Source organism: Streptomyces sp. NRRL F-525 (assembly GCF_000716605.1).
Classification (GTDB): domain Bacteria; phylum Actinomycetota; class Actinomycetes; order Streptomycetales; family Streptomycetaceae; genus Streptomyces.
Genome location: NZ_JNXE01000026.1, coordinates 17,061 through 35,889, shown reverse-complemented (window position 1 = coordinate 35,889; position 18,829 = coordinate 17,061). Strand labels below are relative to the sequence as shown.

Sequence of the window (18,829 nt, the reverse complement as noted above, 5' to 3'; positions counted from 1 at the left end):
GTGACTGTAACTCCCTGATCGATGATCGATCAAAGGTTCCCGGGCAAAATATCTTGATTACGAGAAAGTCGGCACGGCGTGCCTTTTGCGGGGGCACCGGGTGCCGTGTTTTTCGCCGGTTTCTGACGAGTTTTCGCAGGTGAGCATGGCTGCGCTCGGCTGCGTCACGGACGCGGGGCGCAGCCGAGAACGTGAGCCTTCACCAGCTCCGCGATCCGCGGATCCCGGCGCCGGAACGCGGCCACCAACTCCTCGTGCTCCTCCGCGTACGACTGCTGGACCGTGCCCAGCCAGCGGATGGAGAGGGCGGTGAAGACCTCGATGCCGAGGCCCTCCCAGGTGTGCAGCAGCACGGAGTTGCCGGCGGCGCGGACCAGTTCGCGGTGGAAGCCGACGGTGTGGCGGACCTGGCCGGTGCCGTCCGCGTCGCGGTCGGCCTCGTACAGCGCGGCGACGTGCGGTTCGAGCGCCGAGCAGTCCTCGGCCAGCTTCTCCGCCGCCAGCTCCGCCGCGATGGCCTCCAGACCGGCCCGCACCGGGTAGCTCTCCTCCAGGTCGGCCGCCGTCAGGTTCCGTACCCGGACGCCCTTGTTCGGCGCGGACTCGATCAGCCGCAGCGACTCCAGCTCGCGCAATGCCTCCCGCACCGGCGTCTGGCTGACCTCCAGCTCCGTCGCGATCCGCCGCTCCACGATCCGCTCGCCCGGCTTCCAGCGTCCGCTCACGATCCCCTCCACGATGTGCTCGCGGATCTGTTCGCGCAGCGAGTGGACGACGGGCGCGGTCATGAGAGCTCCTTAAGGGCGTTTGACGTTTAGACAATAAGGCCGCACGCCCGCTCGGGAGGGGCGCACGGGGGCGCTTTCATGCAGGTGAGACGAGACTTACACGCTGGTGGGGCGGTCGGCGCGGGTGCCCTGCGGGTGCCCTGCGGGGCTTCGGGGGCGCGATGAACTGGGGAGTTCGGAGCGGGGCGTGGGGTCCCGAGTCGGTGACGGCGGGGTGACCGGCTGTCGACCGGCGCTCACTCCGGCGTGTGGGCCCGACGGGCGCCGCGCGGCTACGGATCGTGCCCGGCACCCGGCCCCGGCGGCGCCCGTGTCTTCGTGAGACCGGACGGCGCCCAGGAGTTGGGCCGAGTCGGCCGAGGTCGGCTGTGCGCCCTGCCCGGCGGCGACACCGGCGCCGGCACACGACGGGATCGTACGCCGGGATGCTGGGCGGTATGCGCGTGCCGTGCGCCCGGAAACGCGCGGTGCCCCCGCCCGGAGAGTCTCCGGAACGGGGGCACCGTACAAACAACAGACCAGGCGGCGGCTGACTACAGGCCGAGCTCCACCTCGAACTCGCCCGCCTCAAGGATCGCCTTGACCGCCGTCAGGTAACGGGCCGCGTCGGCACCGTCCACCAGGCGGTGGTCGTAGGAGAGGGTCAGGTACGTCATGTCGCGGACGCCGATGACCGTGCCGTCCTCGGTCTCGATGACCGCCGGGCGCTTGACCGTGGCGCCGATGCCGAGGATCGCGACCTGGTTCGGGGGCACGATGATCGTGTCGAACAGGGCGCCGCGCGAACCGGTGTTGGAGATGGTGAAGGTCGCGCCGGACAGCTCGTCCGGGGTGATCTTGTTCGCCCGGACCTTGCCCGCGAGCTCGGCGGTGGCCTTGGCGATACCGGCGATGTTCAGGTCGCCCGCGTGCTTGATGACCGGGGTCATCAAGCCCTTCTCGGAGTCCACCGCGATACCGACGTTCTCGGTGTCGAAGTAGGTGATCGTGCCGTCCTCGACGTTGATCCGGGCGTTGATGGCCGGGTGGGCCTTCAGCGCCTGGGCCGCCGCCTTCACGAAGAACGGCATCGGGGAGAGCTTGACGCCCTCGCGCGCGGCGAAGGAGTCCTTCGCCTGGCCGCGCAGCCGCATCAGGCGCGTGACGTCGACCTCGACGACCGAGGACAGCTGCGCCTGCTCGTGCAGCGCCTTGACCATGTTGTCGCCGATGACCTTGCGGATGCGGGGCATCTTGACGGTCTGACCGCGGAGCGGGGAGGCCTCCAGGACGGGGGCCTTCTTGGCGGTGGCGGCCGGAGCGGCGGCAGCGGCCGGAGCCGGGGCCGCAGCGGCGGCCTTCGCTGCCTCGGCGGCGGCGATGACGTCCTGCTTGCGGATACGGCCGCCGACGCCGGTGCCCTTGACGGTGGACAGGTCCACGCCGTTCTCGGACGCGAGCTTGCGCACCAGCGGGGTGACGTACGCGCCGTCGTCCGTCGCCTGCGCGGCGGCGGGCGCCGGAGCGGCCGGGGCCACCGGAGCCGGAGCCGCGACCGGCGCGGGGGCCGGGGCGGCGGGGGCGACCGGAGCCGGAGCGGCGGCGACCGGAGCGGGCGCCGGAGCCGGGGCGGGCGGTGCGACCGGAGCCGCGGGGGCCACCGGCGCGGGGGCCGGAGCAGGAGCGGCAGCCGCCGGAGCGGGCGCGGGCGCGGCCGGAGCCGGGGCAGCCGCCGGAGCGGCCCCCGGGGCGCCGACGACGGCGAGCTTGGCGCCGACCTCGGCGGTCTCGTCCTCGCCGACCAGGATCTCCAGCAGGACGCCGGCGACCGGGGAGGGGATCTCGGTGTCGACCTTGTCGGTCGAGACCTCCAGGAGGGGCTCGTCCTCCGCGACCTCCTCGCCGACCTCCTTCAGCCAGCGGGTGACGGTGCCCTCGGTGACCGACTCGCCCAGTGCGGGCAGCACGACGTCGGTACCGGTGGCGCCACCGGCCGGAGCGGCAGGGGCCTCGGCGACGGGGGCCGGGGCGGCCGGAGCCGCGGGGGCCTCGGCGACCGGGGCCGGAGCGGGCTCGGGGGCCGGAGCCGCCTCGGGCTCGGCGGCCGGGGCCGGGGCCGCGGCGGGCGCGCCCGTACCGTCGTCGATCACGGCCAGCTCGGCGCCGACCTCGACGGTCTCGTCCTCGGCCACCTTGATGGAGGCCAGCACACCGGCGACCGGCGAGGGGATCTCGGTGTCGACCTTGTCGGTCGACACCTCGAGCAGCGGCTCGTCGGCCTCTACTCGCTCGCCCTCGGCCTTCAGCCAGCGGGTGACAGTGCCCTCGGTGACGCTTTCACCGAGCGCCGGAAGGGTTACGGAAACCGCCATGGTTTCGGTTGCTCCTTACGAATTGCGGAAGTCTGTGTCGTCGTCCGACCGAGGGGGTCAGTCGTGGGAGTGGAGAGGCTTGCCTGCCAGTGCCAGGTGGGCCTCGCCGAGCGCCTCGTTCTGCGTCGGGTGGGCGTGGATCAGCTGGGCGACCTCGGCGGGCAGCGCCTCCCAGTTGTAGATCAGCTGGGCTTCGCCGACCTGCTCGCCCATGCGGTCGCCGACCATGTGGACGCCGACCACGGCACCGTCCTTCACCTGGACGAGCTTGATCTCGCCCGAGGTGTTGAGGATCTTGCTCTTGCCGTTGCCCGCGAGGTTGTACTTCAGAGCGACGACCTTGTCCGCGCCGTAGACCTCCTTGGCCTTGGCCTCGGTGATGCCCACGGAGGCGACCTCGGGGTGGCAGTACGTCACCCGGGGGACACCGTCGTAGTCGATCGGAACGGTCTTCAGACCGGCCAGACGCTCCGCCACCAGGATGCCCTCGGCGAAGCCGACGTGCGCGAGCTGGAGCGTCGGGACGAGGTCGCCGACGGCGGAGATGGTCGGGACGTTCGTCCGCATGTACTCATCGACCGTGACGTAGCCGCGGTCGATCGCGACGCCCTGCTCCTCGTAGCCGAGACCGGCGGAGACGGGCCCGCGGCCGACGGCGACGAGCAGGACCTCGGCCTCGAACTCCTTGCCGTCGGCGAGGGTGACCTTGACACCGTTCTCGGTGTACTCGGCCTTCGAGAAGAAGGTGCCCAGGTTGAACTTGATGCCGCGCTTGCGGAACGCGCGCTCAAGAAGCTTGGAGGAGTTCTCGTCCTCGAGAGGAGCGAGGTGCTTCAGGCCCTCGATGATCGTCACGTCGGCGCCGAAGGACTTCCACGCGGAGGCGAACTCCACGCCGATGACACCGCCGCCCAGGATGATCGCGGACTGCGGGACGCGGTCCAGGACGAGGGCGTGGTCCGAGGAGATGATCCGGTTGCCGTCGATCTCCAGGCCCGGCAGCGACTTCGGCACGGAGCCGGTCGCCAGCAGGACGTGGCGGCCCTGGATGCGCTGGCCGTTCACATCGACGGAGGTGGGGGAGGAGAGCTTGCCCTCACCCTCGATGTAGTGCACCTTGCGGGATGCGATCAGACCCTGGAGTCCCTTGTACAGGCCCGAGATCACGCCGTCCTTGTACTTGTGGACGGCGGGTACGTCGATGCCCTCGAAGGTGGCCTTGACGCCGAACTGCTCGCTCTCGCGGGCCTGGTCGGCGATCTCGCCCGCGTGGAGCAGGGCCTTGGTGGGGATGCAACCTCGGTGCAGGCAGGTGCCGCCGACCTTGTCCTTCTCGATCAGGGCGACGTCCAGGCCCAGCTGGGCCCCGCGCAGCGCCGCGGCGTAACCGCCACTACCACCGCCGAGGATCACTAGGTCGAAAACGGTGCTGGCGTCGTTCGCCACGTCACGTCCTCCATGCATGTGCGCCACGCCGGTCGGCGACGACCGGTCGGCGGCTGGTGTCCGGCCGCTCTTTCTTCGGCCCTGTGGTGGGGGCCCTGTCCTGCCGAGCCCATCTTCGCACTTGTCGAGGCCCAACGAGACGCCGGGCCCTGGTGTGAGACACCACACGCTCACTTGAGAGACGCCGCCTCTCTTGCAACCTCCTAGGCGCAACCCCCCAGGGGCGCGGGGAACTGCGCGACCGGCCACAGACCGTCCCGCAGTCGCCCACGCACCCAAGGCACCGAGCTACTAGGCGAACGTCAGCCCAGATCCCCAGCAGCAGTCAACTCCGCAAGCCGCACCAACGTCCGCACCGCAGACCCTGTCCCACCCTTGGGCGTGTAACCGAACGGCCCGCCCTCGTTGAACGCCGGTCCCGCGATGTCGACGTGCGCCCAGGTGATCCCCTCACCCACGAACTCCCGCAGGAACAGCCCCGCGACGAGCCCGCCCCCCATCCGCTCACCCATGTTCGCGATGTCGGCGGTAGGAGAGTCCATCCCCTTACGCAGGTGCTCAGGCAACGGCATCGGCCACGACGGCTCACCAACCTCCTCGGCCGCATCCACGATCGCGGAGCGGAACGCGTCATCGTTCGCCATGACACCGAACGTCCGGCTCCCGAGAGCAAGAACCATCGCCCCGGTCAGCGTCGCCACGTCCACGATCGCGTCCGGCTTCTCCGCCGACGCGGCCCACAGCGCGTCCGCGAGAACGAGCCGCCCCTCCGCGTCCGTGTTGAGCACCTCGACGGTCTTGCCGCTGTACATCCGCAGCACGTCACCGGGCCGCGTCGCGGAGCCGGACGGCATGTTCTCGGCGAGCGCCAGCCAGCCGGTGACGTTGACCGCGAGGCCAAGACGCGCCGCGGCGACGACGGCCGCGAACACCGCGGCCGCACCGCTCATGTCGCACTTCATCGTCTCGTTGTGCCCGGCCGGCTTGAGCGAGATGCCGCCCGAGTCGTACGTGATGCCCTTGCCGACGAACGCGAGGTGCTTGGTGGCGTCCGCGTGCGTGTACGACAGCTTCACCAGCCGCGGACCGGCCGCGGAACCGGCGCCGACGCCGAGGATGCCGCCGTAGCCGCCCTTCTCCAGGGCCTTCTCGTCGAGCACCTCGACCTTGATGCCGTGTTCCTTGGCCGCGGTCTGCGCGACGGCGGCGAAGGCCTCGGGGTCGAGGTCGTTCGGCGGGGTGTTGATCAGGTCGCGGGCGCGGTTGAGCTCCTCGGTGACCGCGAGCGCACGCTCTACGGCCGCCTTGTACTCCTTGTCGCGCGGCTTGCCGCCGAGCAGGGCGACCTCGCCGAGCGGGGCCTTGCCCTTGGCGTCCTTGGCGCCGCCCTTGTAGGCGTCGAAGGAGTACGCGCCGAGCAGCGCGCCCTCGGCGATCGCGCCGGCGTCGGCGGCGTCGGCGAGAGGGAGCGCGAAGGCGGCCTTCTTGGCGCCGGTGAGCGCGCGGGCGGCGACGCCGGCGGCCCGGCGCAGCGCCTCGGCGCCGTACTCCTCACCCTCCTCGGGCTCCGCGCCGAGTCCCACCGCGAGCACGAGCGGGGCCTTGAAGCCGGCCGGTGCGGGCAGCTTCGTGATCTCGCCCTCGGCACCGGAGGCGCCCAGGGTCTCCAGGACGCCGGCGAGCCTGCCGTCGTACGCCTTGTCCACGGCGTCGGCGCCCGGTGCGACGACCGGGCCCTTGCCGCCCTTGCCGACACCGATCACGATCGCGTCGGCCCGCAGGCCGGGCGCCGCGGCGGTGCTGAGAGTGAGAGCAGTCACAGTGGTGAATTCTCGCTTCCGGTGTGAAGTTCCTGTGGTCGATCGGGGTGGGTCGACCGGGCCCGACAGCCGACCCTATTTCCGACCTGCGGCGGTGGTGGACATAGGGGGCTGGTGGAGTGCCCACGACGAGCGTACGCGCGTGTGTCGCGTGGCTCATTCGCGCGGGGGGTTCACCTGTTCCCGCGAGGGGTTCACCTACCGGAAGCGGAGTGGCCACTTCTCGATCCTCACCCTGGATGTCCTGCGCCACACTCGTGGGGTTCATGTGGGCGACATGCTCATCGATTTGCGTGATTTCCACGGATCCTCCGCCGGATGACCACAGCGGGGATCGCTTGGGGGAGGGACGACATGGCGCACAGAACGCGCGGATGGAGAACCGGGGCCGCTTTACTGGCGGCCGCGGGGCTGCTGGTGCTGGGCCTTGAGGCACCCGGAGCGTCGGCCGCCGACGAGCCGCGCATCGACCTCAAGGTACTCGTCGTGGACAACGGCGACAGTCCCGTCGAGGCCATCGCCGCCCAGCTGAAGAGCGAGGGCATTCCGTACACGACTGTGAACCTGAACGACTCGGGCCGCCCCACGATCGACGCGGCTTTCCTCAGCGACACGGTCGACGGCACGCCCCGCGCGAAGTACCAGGGCGTCGTCCTGCCCAACGAGGCGCCGTTCGGGACGAGTTCGGCGGAACAGACCGCGCTGGAGGCCTACGAGACGACGTACGGCATCCCGCAGGTCGACGCCTACACATGGGCGCACCCGGAGGTCGGCCTGGACTACGCCGCCTACTCCGGGGCACTCGACGGGCATGAGGCAGATGTCACGGCCGACGGCAAGGCGGGTTCTTTCGGCTATCTTGACGGGCCGCTCACGTTCGAGGACAACTCCGCTTCCGTGCAGGAGAGTTACGGCTTCGTGGCCACGCCGAGGACCGGTTTCACGAGCTACGTCGACACCGCCGTACCGGGCGGCACCGGGCGCGGCAGCCTGGTCGGCGAGTACGCGCACGACGGGCGCCGCGAACTGGTGCTGACCTTCGCGTACAACCAATACCAGCAGCAGTTCCGGGTGTTGGCGCGCGGCATCGTCGAATGGCTGACTCAGGGCGTGCACCTCGGTCAGGCGCGCAACTATTTCTCCGTGCATGTCGACGACGTCTTCGCACCCGACGACCGCTGGGACACCGAGCTCAACTGCACGCCGGGCGACTACGACTGCGCGTCCGGCGAGGGCTCGGACAGTACGCCGATCCGGATGACCGCCGCCGACGCGGCCTACGCGGCCCAGTGGGAGCAGGACCACGGCTTCACCTTCGACCTGGCCTTCAACGCGGGCCTGGGCGAGGACTGGAAGAGCGAGAACGGCGGCACGGACGCCCTGACCGACCAACTCCTCGCCGACAAGGCCGACTTCCGCTGGATCAACCACACGTACACACACGAATTCCTCGGCTGCGTCCAGGACTTGACGACGGTGCCGTGGACCTGCGCGAAGAACGCCGACGGTACGACCCAGTACATGAGCCAGGCCGACATCTCCGCGGAGATCGCCAACAACTACAACTGGGCGCTGGCGAACGGCCTTCCGGTCGAGCGCGACGAGCTGGTCACCGGTGAGCACTCGGGCCTCAAGACGCTGCCGCAGCAGCCCGACGACAACCCGAACCTGGCCGGAGCCCTCGCCGACAACGGCATCACCTGGACCGCCTCCGACCACTCCCGCGAGAGCGACCAGCGGGCCGTCGGCGACGCGCTCACCGTGCCCCGCTACCCGATGAACGTGTACTACAACGCGGGCACCAAGGCCGAGATGGCCGACGAGTACAACTGGATCTACACCTCCACGGCCGACGGCGGCAGCGGCGTCTGCGAGAACAACCCCAACTCCACTTGCCTGGCAGCCCCGTTGGACACCGCCACCGGCTACGACGACTACATCGTCCCGCAGGAGGCGGCCACCGACCTCGGCCACGCCATCAGCAACGACCCGCTCCCGCACTACGCGCACCAGTCCAACCTGGCCGAGGACCGCGTCCTCTACCCGGTCCTGGACCAGGTCCTCGCCAGATACCAGGCGCTGTTCGCCGACAACACCCCGCTGGAGAACCTGCGGGAGAGCGCGATCGGCACCGAACTCCAGAACCGCGCCGCCTGGCAGACCGCCGTCACGAACGGCGACGTCGAGGCCTACCGGATCGGCACCACCGTCACCGTCAACGCCCCCACAGGGATCCAGATCCCGTTGACCGCACCGGAAGGGACCACCAAGCAACTGCCTCTCGGCACCACCGCGTTCGGGACGCCGTACGCGGGAGAGCGCTCGGCCTGGACCACGCCGGAGCTTACGCAGACCGCTCTCACGCTGAACCTGCCCGCCTGACCCCACGACTCGCAGCGCAGCCAGCCATCACGCGTACCCCGGCCCCCCACAGACCGGCCGGGGTGCGCCCCAGAGCCGTCAACAGTTCCGCAGGGGGGAACTCGCATGATGCGTACAGGCCGTCATGTCACCATGCTCACCGAAGGCACCTATCCGCACGTCCACGGCGGGGTCAGCACCTGGTGCGACCAGCTCGTCAAGGGCATGCCCGAGGTCGACTTCCACATCCTGTCGCTCACCGGCAGCGGTCGCGAACCCGTGACCTGGGAGCTGCCGTCCAACGCCTACCGGCACACGTCCGTCCCGACCTGGGGCCCGCGCCCGGGCCGCCACCGGCACGGCCTGTACGGCGCCGCCCGCCGCCGCTTCGTCGACTCCTACGAGCGGTTCCTGCTCTCCTTCCTCGACCCCGAGGCGCACTGCGACTTCGGCGAGAGCCTCTACGAGCTGGCCCAACTCGCCCGCCAGGGACGCCTGTCGGCGGCCCTGCGCACCGAGACGGCGCTGCGCTCGCTGATGTGGATATGGACGATGCCGCACCTGGCAACGGCCGCCGCCCGTCCCACAGTTCACGACGCGCTCACCGCGACGGACCTGCTGGAGCACGCACTTCGCCCGCTCGGCGTCCGCATCCCCGAGGACTGTGTCGCCCACGCCGTCAGCAGCGGCCTGGCGACGCTGCCCGCGCTGGCCGCGAAGAAGCTCGACGGAGTGCCCTTCCTCCTCACCGAGCACGGCATCTACCTGCGCGAGCGCTACCTCGGCTACCGCCGCGACGGCCAGCGCTGGCCGGTGAAGGCGTTCATGCTCGGCTTCTACCGCGAGCTGAACTCCCACGGGTACAAGGCCGCCGACCTGATCACCCCGTGCAACCAGTACAACCGCCGCTGGGAGGAGCGCGGCGGCGCCGACGCCGACAAGATCCGCACGGTCTACAACGGCGTCGACCCGGCCGCCTTCCCGCACGCGGGCCCCGAACCGGAGATCCCCACCCTCTCCTGGTGCGGCCGCGTGGACCCCATCAAGGATCTTGAAACACTTCTACGCGCGTATGCGGCCGTCCGTGCCGAACTCCCGGAAACCAGGCTGCGGTTGTTCGGCCCGGTCCCGGCCGGCGGCGAGGCCTACCGCACCAAACTCGAGAAGCTCGCGGCCGAGTTGGGCGTCACCGACGGCGTCACCTTCGAGGGACGCATCAGCGAGGTCTGGCGCGCGTACGCGGCCGGTCACGTGGTCATGCTGTCCTCGATCTCCGAAGGCTTCCCCTTCTCCATCATCGAGGCCATGTCCTGTGGCCGTACGACCGTCTCGACGGACGTCGGCGGAGTGAGCGAGGCCGTCGGCGACACCGGCCTCGTCGTCCCGCCGCGCGAGCCGGAGAAGATGGCCGCCGCCGCCCTCACCCTCCTCCGTGACGACGAACGCCGCCTGAAATTGGGGGAGTTGTCCCGCCAGAGGGTTATCGAGCGTTTTACGTTGCGTCGGTCGGTGGATAATTTCCGGACTATTTACCAGGAGCTCGCGGGCCGCCCCGAGGTGTACGAGCCCACGGTCGAGACCGTCGCCGACTGGACCGCCGAACTGCGCGATCCGTGGTACAAGGCAGTCGCCACGGACGGGACGGACTGGTGACAGGTTCCATCTGGCTGCCGCCGGGGGCGAGTTCGGACACCGTCCCCGGCATCCCCAGGCAACGCCCCTCCCCGAGCTGGGCCGAACCCGACCCGATCGACGAACTCGCCGACCGCCTCGACGAGTTCGTCGCCGCGGCCGTGCACCCCGACGAGATAGCGGCCCTCCTCGAATCCGACGGAATGTCGGACGACCAGATACGCGAGCGCTACGGCGTCAAGAACTCCTTCGCCCTGGCGGAGGAGTTGTACGAACGCGTAACCCGCCGCTTCCCCGAACCGGACGGCCCCGTCCACGACCCCTGGCAAGTAGGCCTGCTCGGCTGCCTGTTGAGAGGCGTCGTCTTCGCCCTCCCCGGCTTCGGCTACGTCCTGGGCGCCCCCCTCCTCGCAGGCACCGTCCCCCTCCTGGCAAGCGCCCTGGTCGGCTGGACCTGGAACCAGGGCCTGGCCCACCGCGCGTACTCCTGGCTCGGCCTGGGCGACAAACCGGCGGCCCGCCACAGCCTCCTCACCGGCGCCCCCTTGGGCGCACTCCTGGGCGCAGCGGTAGCCCTCGCGGTAGCGGGCACGGCCCACCCGGCGGCCGTAGCGTTCGCCGCAGGCCAATCCTGCTACCTGGGCGCAGCCACGGTCCTGCTGGTCATGGGCCGCGAACGAGCCCTGCTGGCAAGCCTGTTGCCGATGACGGCGGTCGCGGTCGTGGCCATGCTTCAGCCGATTCCGGACGCGCTGAGACTGACCTTGCTGCCGGGCTCCCTATTGGCGGTAGTGATACTGGCTCAACTCGAAGTAGGCCACGGCCGGCTCGCCCTCAAGGGGCGCGGGGCTGTATTTAATTTGCGGCTACCGCCGCGTGGGCGCGACCAGCCCCCACGCACCCGCAGACAAAAAACAACAATGTCCCCCCGACTGACAGCCTCCCTCCCCTACGCCCTGTTCGGCCTAGGCAGCGGCGCCCTCGTCCTCTACGCCGCCCTGAGCGGCAGCGCGGTCGCCGCAGTCGCCCTGACCCTGAGCATGGGCCCAGCCGAATGGCTCCTCTACCGCTTCCGCAGCGGCAGCCTCACCGGCCTACGCAACAGCCGCACCCCAAAAGCCTTCTGGCGCACAACAGGCACAACCCTCACCCTCTGCCTGACCGCCTACCTGGCCGCCCTCTCCGCCCTGACCCTCCTCGCAACCACCCTCTGGCCCCACACCCCCGCCCTCAACGGAGTAAGCCTCGCCGCCCTGCTCCTCCTCGGCACGGTCCTGTGGACGGGCCTGCTCCTGCAGTCCTTCGGCGCGGTCATAGGCGCGGCAGCGATCTGCTGCACGGCGGCAGCGGCCCAAACCTTGGCCCTCCTCACCCACGCGGCCGGCCCACACTGGATCGCCCTGTACGTGAACGGCACCGCGGCCCTGGTCCAAGCCGCCCTGATCTGCGCCCTGTTGGGCAGAGTGACGGCCCACCGATGAGCCAACTGCTGGTCCCGTACTACGAACACCCGACCATCCGCCCCGCGGAATGGGCCGCGATCGTGGCGGCGGCCCCCCGCCTCTACGCCGTGGTCCTCAACCCGGCCAGCGGCCCCGGCGAAGCCCCGGACCCGGCCTTCGCCGAGGTGGCCTCCCAACTCCGCGCGGCGGAGGTGAGGTTGCTCGGCTACACGGACACGGACTACGGCCGCCGCCCGTACGCGGACGTAGTGAAGGACCTGACGCACTACCGGGACTGGTACGGCACGGACGGTGCCTTCCTGGACCAAGTGGCGGCAGGCCAGAAGGAGTTCAGGCACTACCAGCGCATCGCCACGGCCGCCTGGGGCACAGGCTGCGCCACGCTGGTCCTGAACCACGGCACGACCCCGCACCCGTCGTACGCCCGCATAGCCGACGTCCTCGTGACCTTCGAGGGCCCCTGGACGACGTACCGCCGACTACCGCCCCAATCCTGGCGCGGCACCACAGGAATCCGCTTCGGCCACCTCGTCTACGGCGTCCCGCCCGACGTCGCCTTCGAAGCGGAGGCCCGAGCCCGAGGGGCCTCGGTGCACTGCGCGGTACCGGGCGTAGGAGATCATCCGTGGGGTACTTTGCCCCACACCCTGGAGCCCGTTCAGTGAGACGCCCCACCCTGCTGCCAGCCCTGCTCCTCCTGCTCCTCGCGGGCTGCACGTCGACCTCCGACGAGAAGCCAACCCCCACCCCGGACTCGGGGGCGCGCTGGCAACCCCGCCCGGGGGTGGCCTGGCAGTGGCAACTGAGCGGCCGCCTGGACACCTCCGTCGACGTGCCGGTCTACGACATCGACGGCTTCGACCACTCCAAGGCGACGGTGACCGCGCTGCACGCCAAGGGCCGCAAGGTCATCTGCTACCTCTCCACCGGCGCCTGGGAGGACTTCCGCCCCGACGCCGAGAAGTTCCCCAAGTCGGTCCTGGGCAAGGGCAACGGCTGGAAGGGCGAACGCTGGCTGGACATCCGCCGCACGGACGTCCTGGAGCCGTTGATGGAGGCCCGCCTCGACATGTGCAAGGAGAAGGGCTTCGACGCGGTGGAGCCCGACAACATGGACGGCTACCGGAACGACACCGGCTTCCCCCTCAAGGCCGCCGACCAACTCCGCTACAACCGCCTGATCGCCAAGCTGTCCCACGCCCGAGGCATGTCCGTCGGCCTGAAGAACGACCTGGACCAAATCCCGGCCCTGGTAAGCGACTTCGACTTCGCGGTCAACGAACAGTGCGCCCAGTACGACGAGTGCGACACCCTGACCCCGTTCATCAAGGCGAACAAGGCCGTCTTCCACGTCGAGTACGACCTCCCGACAGCCCGCTTCTGCCCCGACTCCCGTCACTTGAAGCTGAGTTCACTACTGAAGAAGCCCGAGCTGGGAGCATGGCGCCGTTCCTGTTGAACAAGCCTGAGAGCAGTTCCGCCAGGTGCGCGGGGAACTGCGCGACCAGCCCCCACGCATCCGCACTCACCCACCAAGCGAAAGCATCACGACCGCAGCCGTCGCCGCACTCTCCGCAAGCCCCCCAAACACGTCCCCAGTGACCCCACCAAACCGCCGCCGACAGTGCCGCAGAAGAAGCTCAGCAACGACCAGGGCGACGACGAACGCCCGAGCGACCCCGTACACCCCCAGAGCCAACCCGCACGCCTCCCCGACGGCAACGAAACCCACCGCCACCCCCAGCGCCCCCGCAACCGGAACCACCCCCGCGACCGCCGCCCCCAACCCCTCAGGCCGAGCCGCAGGCACCCCCGCCCGCGCGGCCGACGTCAGCGCCAGCCGAGCCGCGACCCCCGAGACAACGGCCCCAACCGCACCCCGCGCCCACGAGTCGCCGTAGAGCTGGGAGAGCGCCGCCACCTGCCCCAGCACCACAAAAACAAGAGCGAGCACCCCGAACGGCCCGATGTCCGACTGCTTCATGATCCGCAGCGCATCCTCGGCGGGTTTCCCGCTGCCCAGCCCATCGGCGGTATCCGCGAGCCCGTCCAGATGCAGCCCCCGAGTGAGAACCGCAGGCACGGCCACGCTCCCGACGGCGGCAAGCAACGGACTCGCGCCGAGCACCAGAAGCAGCAGCCCAACCCCGGCCGCACACCCACCGACGACCACTCCCACGACCGGCGCCGCCAGCATCCCCGCACGCGCGGCCTCCCGATCCCAGCGGGTCACCCTGACCGGAAGAACAGTCAGCGTGCCGAACGCGAAGCGGAGGCCGTCAAGGGGCGAGGTCTTGGACACCGGCGCAGATTACCCGCCGATCGAGAGGGCGCCCGAGCGGGCCGTGGCTAAAGTGCGCATATGGGACATTGGCTGCACCGCAACATCGTCGAGCCGGGCAAACTCCCGCTCCTCCTCGCGCTGACCGCCTTCGTCCTGACCTTCCTCATCACCCGGGTCATCACCCGCCTGATCCGCGCCGGCAAGGGCCCCTTCGGCAACATCAAGGCGGGCGACGTACACATCCACCACGTCGTCCCGGGCGTGGTCCTCACCGTGATCGGCGGCTTCGGCGCCGTGGCCAGCACCCGCTACGGCGTCGGATCGGCGCTCTTCGCGATCGTCTTCGGGATGGGCGCGGGCCTGGTCCTGGACGAGTTCGCGCTGATCCTCTACCTCGACGACGTGTACTGGACCGAGGCGGGCCGCAAGAGCGTCGAGGCGGTGGTGCTCACGGCGGCCCTGGTCGGCTTCGTGCTCGCCGGCTTCTCGCCCTTCGGCGTCAACGACCTCAGCGCCTCCGAACTACACGACCGCGCCGGCGTGATCGTCAGCGTCGCCGTGAACTTCCTGTTCTCCCTCATCGCGCTGAGCAAGGGCAAGGCCCGCACCGCGGTCTTCGGCATCCTCGTCCCGCTGGTCGCCTTCGTCGGCGCGATCCGCCTGGCCCGCCCGGGTTCCCCCTGGGCCAAGCGCTTCTACCGCAACCGCCGTCACCGCGCCCGAGCCCGTTCCACCCTCCGCGCCTACCACCACGACCGCCGCTGGGCGGGGCCCCGCCGTGCTCTCCAGGACTGGATCGGGGGCAAGCCGGATCCGGAGCCGGTACGGATTCCCGGGCGGCGGTGAGGAGGAGGGGGCGGATCGCCGGGGGAGGGACCCATGTCGCGGAAAGTGTGTCACTTTCCGAAAAACTGTCACACTTTCCGGGAGAAGGGTCCCCGGGGCGGCCGGGACGGCCTCACCGTGACCGCCTACCCGACGCCGGCCCAAAGCCACCCCGCCGGTGCCGCACCGCCGAAGCCAGGCACAGCACCCCCACCGCGATGATCGCCGCGAGATGCTCCTTCCCGGCGAGGTTGCCCTTCAGCATCACCTCGATCGCCATCGCCCCGGTCACCGCCAGCGCCGTCGCGTACGCGCCGTAGCGCCACGCGACGAACACCGCGAGGCCGACCACGGCGGCCGAGGGACCGGTGTCCACCACCAGCCGGTCGGAGCTGGGCAGCCCGAAGGGGTTGTCGAAGCCGAGCCAGATGCCCAGGCGCGCGTACAGCGTGCCGGCGAGGGTCGCGGCGTAGGCGATGACGAGCGTGCGCCAGCGGCCGAGGGCGATCTCCGCGATGCCGAACACGAAGAGGATCTGGGCGAGGGCGCCCCACACGGGGAGGTCCAACGCGGGCACGAAAAGGGACAGGGGGGTGCGGAGGAGGGCCAGCCACAGCGGGTCCACGGCCCTTACCGCGCCCGTGTCCTGCACGAACTGGTAGCCCCAGGACTGGTTCTGCACGAACTGCAGCACCGCGGTCAGCAGCACCGCCCCGATCGTCATCGGGATCGCCCGCCAGTGCCGCTTCAGCAGCGGCTCGCGCACGGTGACGTAGAGCAGTCCCCATTCGGCGCGGGCCCAGCGGGCGAGGCGGTTCATCTGTGCGTCTCCAGGTGCTTGCGGTGCAGCCACTTCGGCAGGCCCGGCGCCTCCAGGAACCCCTCCGCGCGCGCCGCCGCGAGGCCGATGCGCAACAGGTCCGCGCTCTTCTCGAAGAGCAGGAACCGGGGTTCCCAGATGGGCCGGTACTTGGCGTTGGCGCGGTACAGCGACTCGATCTGCCACCAGCGCGAGAAGAAGCTGAGGAGTGACCTCCACAGCCGCAGCACCGGCCCGGCACCGATCCGCGCCCCACGTTCGAAGACCGACCGGAACATGGCGAAGTTGAGCGATACCTGGGTGATCCCGATCTCCTGGGCGCGGCGCAGGAGTTCGATCACCATGAACTCCATCAGCCCGTTGTCGGAGTCGCGGTCGCGCCGCATCAGGTCCAACGACAGTCCGTGCGGCCCCCACGGCACGAAGGACAGCACCGCCCTCAACTCGCCCTCCCCGTCGGTGCATTCGAGCATCACGCACCGCCCGTCGTCGGGGTCCCCGAGCCGCCCGAGCGCCATGCTGAACCCACGCTCCGTGGCTCCGTCGCGCCAGTCGTCGGCGCGCTTCAGCAGATACGCCATCTCCTCGGCGGGAATGTCCTCGTGCCGCCGGATCCGCACGGTGTACCCGGCCCGCTTCACCCGGTTGTAGGCCTGCCGCACGGTCCGCATGGCGCGCCCTTCGAGGGTGAACTCGGCGACCTCGACGAGGGCCTCGTCCCCGAGTTCGAGGGCGTCGAGCCCGTGCCGCGCGTAGACGGTGCCCGCCTCCTCGCTCGCGCCCATGACGGCCGGGATCCACCCGTGAACCCGCGCCTCCGCGAGCCACGGCTCGATCGCGCCGGGCCACGCCTCCGGGTCCCCGATCGGGTCACCGGAGGCCAGCGACACCCCGCCCACCACGCGGTACGCGACGGCCGCCTTGCCGGTCGGCGACCACACCACGCTCTTCTCCCGGCGCAGCGCGAAGTACCCGAGCGAGTCCCGCTCGCCCTGCCGTTCAAGGAGCGCCCGCAGCTTCTTCTCGTCGTCCTCGGTGAGCGGGTCGACGGCGCGCCGGGAGCGGAACGCGGCGTAGAACACGCCGAGGACGAGGACCGTGCTGAGCACGTTGATGACGACGTTGACCCAGTTCGGGGTCCAGATGCCGGGGAAGCGATTCTCCGGGGCGGCGATGGACACCAGCCGGAAGGCGCCGTAGCGCCAGCGCTCCACGAAGGTCGAACGGGACGCGTCGTGCGCCTGGTTGGTGACCGTCACCAGCAGCGCGGCGAGCAGTGAGGCGACCAGGGTGCCGCCGACGGCGACGACGGCGGCGAGCCGGGGGTTGGACCGGTCGCCCTTCGCGTAGAACTCCCGCCGCCCCACGACGAGTGCGCCGACGAAGGCCGCGGTCAGCACCAGGGAGATCCAGTTCTGCGGGTACTGGCGGATCTCCTGGAACGACATCGCGAACCCGAACAGCGCCAGGAACAGCCCGCTGACCACCAGGTTCAGGATCCACGCGGCGCGTTTGCGGCGCCGCATGGTGATGGCGAGGAACGCCGTGAACACCCCGGACGCGAAGCCTGCCGTCAGCAGGTACGGCGTGAAGAAGTTCTCCTGGTTGTGCCGTCGTACGTCCTGCCCCAGCGAAACCCACGCCGCGCTGAGGAAGTTGATGAACGCGACGGCCCGCAGATACCAGACGGCGAAGGCCGCGGCCCGCCGCGAGGCGCCTGAGCTATGACGTTCCTGAACGGGCCCGACCCGGACATCTCCCATGAAGGAGGATCATATGGGCGTTGTCGCGACGAACGGTTCTTATCCGCCGCCGCAACGGCCGCCGCGACGACCGGGCCCCATCACTCCTCGGAGTTCTCCACCGCGAGATCGACGGGCTTCTCGTCCTCCGCGGACTCCGCCGGCTCGGTGGACTCGTCCAACTCCTCCGGCTTGAGCGGGAGTTCGGCGGCCAGCGCCGCCGCGGCCTGCACCAGCGGCAGGGCGAGCAGCGCGCCCGCGCCTTCTCCCACCGTCACGCCGTGGTCGAGGAGGGGCTCCAGGGCCATCCGGTCCAGGGCCTTCGCCTGGCCCGGCTCGCCGCTGTTCTGCCCGGCGAGCCACCAGTCCGGCGCCCGGAACGCGACCCGCTGACCCACCAGCGCGCACGCGGCGGCCACGACGCCGTCCAGGATCACCGGCAGTTTCCGTACGGCGCTCTGCAGCAGGAACCCGGTCATCGCGGCGAGGTCGGCCCCGCCCACCGTCGCGAGGAGCTGCAACTGGTCGCCCAGCACCGGCCGGGCCCGCCGCAGCGCGTCCCGGATCGCCGCGCACTTGCGCATCCACGCCAGGTCGTCGATCGCGAGGCCGCCCCGCCCGGTGACGACAGAGGCATCGGTGCCGCACAGCGCGGCGATCAGCACGGAGGCAGGCGTCGTACCGCCGACGCTCACATCGCCGAGGACCACCAGATCGGTACCGGAGTCGGCCTCCTCGTTCGCTACGGCGACTCCCGCCTCGAACGCGGCCGTCGCCTCCTCCAGCGTCAGCGCGTCCTCGATGTCGATACGCCCGCTGCCCCGCCGTACGCGGTGCTTCACGACCGCGTCCGGCAGCGCGCTGGGATCGCAGTCCAGGCCCATGTCCACGATCCGCACCGGCACCCCGAGCCGCCTGGCGAGCACCGCCGCCGGGCTGCCGCCCTCCAGCACCGACCGCACCAACTCCCCGGCGCTGCCCGCCGGCCGGGCCGACACGCCGAGTTCGGCGATGCCGTGGTCGCCCGCGAACAAGACCACACGCGGCCGTTCGACCGGCCGTACCGGCACGGCGCCCTGCGCCGCCGCCAGCCACTCACCCAGGTCGTCGAGTCGGCCCAGCGACCCGGGCGGCACGATCTGACGTTCGCGGCGGGCCTCCGCGTCGCGGCGCACACCGCCGTCGGGGCGCTCGATCAGATCGGTGAAGTCGTCGAGATTAAGCGAGCTCATTCGCCGAACAGTACCGGCAGCGATCGAACGCGACAGCGCCACATGGCCACCACGCGCCCCGGACG

Annotated in this window: 14 protein-coding genes; 6 read left to right on the top strand and 8 right to left on the bottom strand. The window is 70.4% G+C overall.

The features are described from left to right. Positions 1–164: 164 nt before the first annotated feature. From OO69_RS31085 to OO69_RS31070, 4 genes are all read right to left on the bottom strand, one after another. Complete coding sequence (locus OO69_RS31085) at positions 165–788, bottom strand: GntR family transcriptional regulator (RefSeq protein ID WP_019065401.1); 624 nt, start codon at positions 786–788, stop codon at positions 165–167. Positions 789–1,321: 533 nt separating this feature from the next. Then, on the bottom strand, positions 1,322–3,139 hold the full coding sequence (gene sucB / locus OO69_RS31080) for a 2-oxoglutarate dehydrogenase, E2 component, dihydrolipoamide succinyltransferase (protein ID WP_033284178.1): 1,818 nt from the start codon (positions 3,137–3,139) through the stop codon (positions 1,322–1,324). Between the two features lie 57 nt (positions 3,140–3,196). After that, the gene (lpdA, locus tag OO69_RS31075) at positions 3,197–4,585 is read right to left on the bottom strand and encodes a dihydrolipoyl dehydrogenase (protein ID WP_033284177.1); all 1,389 of its coding nucleotides are present in this window, start codon (positions 4,583–4,585) and stop codon (positions 3,197–3,199) included. A 302-nt stretch (positions 4,586–4,887) separates the two neighbouring features. After that, positions 4,888–6,405 carry a leucyl aminopeptidase gene (locus OO69_RS31070; protein WP_033284176.1) on the bottom strand — a complete coding sequence of 506 codons (1,518 nt, stop codon included), beginning with the start codon at positions 6,403–6,405 and terminating at the stop codon, positions 4,888–4,890. 354 nt (positions 6,406–6,759) lie between these two features. Here OO69_RS31070 and OO69_RS31065 point away from each other — a divergent pair, with 354 nt between their 5' ends. The 5 genes from OO69_RS31065 (at position 6,760) to OO69_RS31045 (ending at position 13,320) form a co-directional block, all read left to right on the top strand. Further along, positions 6,760–8,787, top strand: a complete 2,028-nt coding sequence (locus OO69_RS31065) for a hypothetical protein (protein ID WP_033284175.1) — start codon at positions 6,760–6,762, stop codon at positions 8,785–8,787. A gap of 105 nt (positions 8,788–8,892) precedes the next feature. After that, a complete protein-coding gene (gene pelF, locus OO69_RS31060) occupies positions 8,893–10,419 on the top strand; it encodes a GT4 family glycosyltransferase PelF (RefSeq protein ID WP_033284174.1) in 1,527 nt (508 codons plus the stop codon). Continuing rightward, the gene (locus OO69_RS31055; protein WP_033284173.1) at positions 10,416–11,879 is read left to right on the top strand and encodes a hypothetical protein; all 1,464 of its coding nucleotides are present in this window, start codon (positions 10,416–10,418) and stop codon (positions 11,877–11,879) included. The genes pelF and OO69_RS31055 overlap by 4 nt, the downstream gene beginning before the upstream one ends. Beyond that, a complete protein-coding gene (locus OO69_RS31050) occupies positions 11,876–12,526 on the top strand; it encodes a spherulation-specific family 4 protein (RefSeq protein WP_033284172.1) in 651 nt (216 codons plus the stop codon). Before OO69_RS31055 ends, OO69_RS31050 begins: the two co-directional genes overlap by 4 nt. Next, positions 12,523–13,320, top strand: a complete 798-nt coding sequence (locus OO69_RS31045) for an endo alpha-1,4 polygalactosaminidase (RefSeq protein WP_033284171.1) — start codon at positions 12,523–12,525, stop codon at positions 13,318–13,320. The genes OO69_RS31050 and OO69_RS31045 overlap by 4 nt, the downstream gene beginning before the upstream one ends. A 66-nt stretch (positions 13,321–13,386) precedes the next feature. Here OO69_RS31045 and OO69_RS31040 read toward each other — a convergent pair whose 3' ends face one another. Further along, entirely contained in the window at positions 13,387–14,163 is a 777-nt protein-coding gene (locus OO69_RS31040; protein WP_033284170.1) for an adenosylcobinamide-GDP ribazoletransferase, read from the bottom strand. Positions 14,164–14,223: 60 nt separating this feature from the next. On the opposite strand from OO69_RS31040, the gene OO69_RS31035 reads away from it, so the two are divergent. Further along, positions 14,224–14,991: a hypothetical protein gene (locus OO69_RS31035; RefSeq protein WP_033284169.1), complete on the top strand. Its 768-nt coding sequence runs from the start codon at positions 14,224–14,226 to the stop codon at positions 14,989–14,991. A 112-nt stretch (positions 14,992–15,103) separates the two neighbouring features. Here the strand turns inward: OO69_RS31035 and OO69_RS52080 are convergent, their stop codons facing one another. From OO69_RS52080 to cobT, 3 genes are all read right to left on the bottom strand, one after another. Continuing rightward, positions 15,104–15,790, bottom strand: coding sequence for a hypothetical protein (locus OO69_RS52080; RefSeq protein WP_033284168.1), 687 nt, complete (start codon positions 15,788–15,790; stop codon positions 15,104–15,106). After that, complete coding sequence (locus OO69_RS31025) at positions 15,787–17,553, bottom strand: phosphatidylglycerol lysyltransferase domain-containing protein (RefSeq protein WP_033284167.1); 1,767 nt, start codon at positions 17,551–17,553, stop codon at positions 15,787–15,789. Before OO69_RS31025 ends, OO69_RS52080 begins: the two co-directional genes overlap by 4 nt. 80 nt (positions 17,554–17,633) lie before the next feature. After that, complete coding sequence (gene cobT / locus OO69_RS31020) at positions 17,634–18,764, bottom strand: nicotinate-nucleotide--dimethylbenzimidazole phosphoribosyltransferase (protein WP_033284166.1); 1,131 nt, start codon at positions 18,762–18,764, stop codon at positions 17,634–17,636. Positions 18,765–18,829: the final 65 nt, after the last annotated feature.